At 55.6% G+C, this 2,356-nt stretch carries 4 protein-coding genes; 2 read left to right on the top strand and 2 right to left on the bottom strand.

Annotated features, from left to right (window positions below; genetic code table 11):
- Window positions 1–142 (bottom strand): IS4/Tn5 family transposase DNA-binding protein (locus VTU_RS32010; protein WP_010108151.1); only part of this gene is annotated, 142 nt, incomplete at its 3' end.
- 35 nt (window positions 143–177) lie between these two features.
- Between VTU_RS32010 and VTU_RS32005 the strand changes: the two genes are divergently transcribed.
- Window positions 178–915, top strand: a complete 738-nt coding sequence (locus tag VTU_RS32005) for a thioesterase domain-containing protein (RefSeq protein WP_081479902.1) — start codon at window positions 178–180, stop codon at window positions 913–915.
- A gap of 5 nt (window positions 916–920) precedes the next feature.
- The gene (locus VTU_RS33135; RefSeq protein ID WP_010108171.1) at window positions 921–1,151 is read left to right on the top strand and encodes a tautomerase family protein; all 231 of its coding nucleotides are present in this window, start codon (window positions 921–923) and stop codon (window positions 1,149–1,151) included.
- Window positions 1,152–1,265: 114 nt separating this feature from the next.
- On the opposite strand, the gene VTU_RS29015 is transcribed toward VTU_RS33135, so the two are convergent.
- Window positions 1,266–2,356, bottom strand: a 1,091-nt coding sequence (locus tag VTU_RS29015; RefSeq protein ID WP_010108169.1) for an MFS transporter, incomplete at its 5' end; no start/stop codon positions are given.

Below are 2,356 nucleotides of genomic sequence, written 5' to 3'. Positions count from 1 at the left end.
TGGTGTCGGCCCAATCGCCGCAGGCTTGGGGGATACTGGCTGTGGGCTTGGCACTCAAGCTCTCGATCAGGTGGATCGCACGCTGTTTGCGCCTGGGGTCCCCCAGGTTCATGCTCTTGAATTCCGTGGCTACCCAGTTCATTGTGTGCTTTCGCTATGAAATAGGTAGCATAGCTTATGCTCGGGGGCTTGTGTATAAAGAGATGGGCTGAAACAGTGGTTGGGACAGGCCGTTTCTATGGAATACAGTCTCGCGGTCTCAATGCTGGCGAGTCGGTGTCTGCCAGCATTGAGACCATAGCTGTCGAGGATATACATCTGATTCGTAGCCTGCAGTCACACGGTCCATACCGTCTATGGGGGTACTCCTTCGGTGCACGCGTAGCTTATGAAACTGCTTGGCAGTTGGAACAAATTGGAGAGACCGTCAGCGAACTGGTGCTGCTAGCTCCAGGCTCACCACAGCTACCATATGTCGAGCCGGTAAGCTGTGACCAAATCGCACTGTTTACAAGTCCAGCTTTCCTGACCATCCTACTGTCGGTGTTTGTTCATGACATCGACACCGTGCTCACCGCCGATTGCTTGGCGCGGGTACATAGCCGTGCTGATTTTGTCTCCTTTGCCAGTGCACATTTTCCAGCCATGGATACGGCACTGGTTGAAGCCATCATCAATGTGGTCAGCATTACTTATTCGCCGAATTATCAGATCGTGCTGATGGATAAGCCACTGCGTTGCCCGATAAGTGTGTGGCGCGCTGCAGGTGATGGATCGGCATTTATCGACGATGGTGCGGTGACTGGTCTGCAATTGCGCAACCACGACTTGATGGTCGATCACTACGCCGTGCTCAAGCCGCAGGGCATTGCAGCCTTGCAAGCCACTGGCTTGATGCGTTCCAACAAGGAGTAAAGCATATGCCTCATGTGGTAATTAGCTGTTTTAAAACTGATATCTCTGCAGCCAATCTTGAGCATTTGCAGAAATGCGTGACAGAATTATTGCAACGTGATCTAGGTTGCAGAGAAGACGCGGTATCTATCGATCTGCAGCAGGTTGAACCGGCCAACTGGCGTGAGCAGATTTATCAACCGATGATTGCGCCACGGCTATCTAGCTTGCTGCGCCAACCCGGATATCAGTATTGATTTGTCACCGCACTTTCGAGCCCGGCGTGCGATCTGCGCCAAGCCGGCTACGAACGCTGGAAGGCCCGCCTGGCAACCGCCTGATGGTTGGCGGGTTGCGTGCAGGCGGTGGGTTCAGGCTGCTTGCCGTTCTTCGGATTGCACATCGGCCAAGTCCTGCTGGAACTGCACGTAACTCTTGGGGGAGAAACGCACCGCCAGCACGAGCATACCCAGGCTGGCGATGGCCATCAGCAGCCAAATGGATGACAGATCGTTGAACGCGTCGCGCAGGCTGCCCGCAGTCAATGGCACCAAGCTCGCGATAATGAAACCGCCACCCTGCACAAAAGCAGTGAAGTTGCCGGCCAGCGTCGGAGATTTCAGGTGATCCATCGCCACGATAATGGACAACGGAAACAAAATGCCGATGCCCCCACCCAACAGCGATACCGCAAAGTAAGGTGCGGCCAATGGTGCAATGATCAGCAACAGAAAGCCAGAGGCCACCAACAGCAGTGAGACTACCAGCAGGCTGCGTCGATCCGGGAAACGATCGATGGAAAACGACAGCCACAGTGCGGTCAGTGCTTGGACCACTGTCAACACCGACAGCAATATGCCCGCCTCGCCCTTGGTCACACTCAGTCCGATGTAGAACGGAGAAATCCACGCCATTGCCAGCATGAATGCCCCGGTGCCGACGCCAAAAAATAGCAACAGCGACCAGCAGCGGGCAATCCGCCAGAACGGTGCGCCGCGCGTTGCAGTAGCGGTAAAGCTGCTACGTCTCTCATAAAGACTGTTGCGTGAAGCCAGCAGCCAGACAAATACCGCCACTGCCGCCGGTATTGACCAGCCGGCCAGCGCCGACATCCAGCCCAAACGGTCTTCCAGCCACGAGGCAGTGCCAGAACCAATCGTCACACCAACCACGATACCGGTCGAGTACAGCGCGATGACGCTGCTTGTTTTTGCTCCGAAATTGCGCTTGATAAAGCCGGGCAACAACGCTTGGATCACTGCGATGCCCAAGCCGACAAGCACCGCACTGCCAAAAAGCTTGTATGCATTTTCGCCCCACAGCCGCAGCAGGCAGGCAGCGGCGATCATCGCCGCACCCATGGCAATGCCGTTGCGCTCGCCCAACGCTTGGCGGATGTATGTGGCATAAATTGCGCACAGACCCATCATCAGTACCGGAATGGTGGTCAGCAGGCTGATGC

The organism is Verminephrobacter aporrectodeae subsp. tuberculatae At4 (assembly GCF_000193225.1).
In the GTDB taxonomy this organism is placed as follows: domain Bacteria; phylum Pseudomonadota; class Gammaproteobacteria; order Burkholderiales; family Burkholderiaceae_C; genus Acidovorax; species Acidovorax aporrectodeae.
This window is presented reverse-complemented; position numbering and strand designations above follow the sequence as displayed.

Excerpts from the sequence above, each read along its gene's own strand:
- VTU_RS33135 (WP_010108171.1), top strand. The coding sequence starts at position 921 with ATGCCTCATGTGGTAATTAGCTGTTTTAAAACTGATATCTCTGCAGCC.
- VTU_RS32005 (WP_081479902.1), top strand. The coding sequence starts at position 178 with ATGCTCGGGGGCTTGTGTATAAAGAGATGGGCTGAAACAGTGGTTGGG.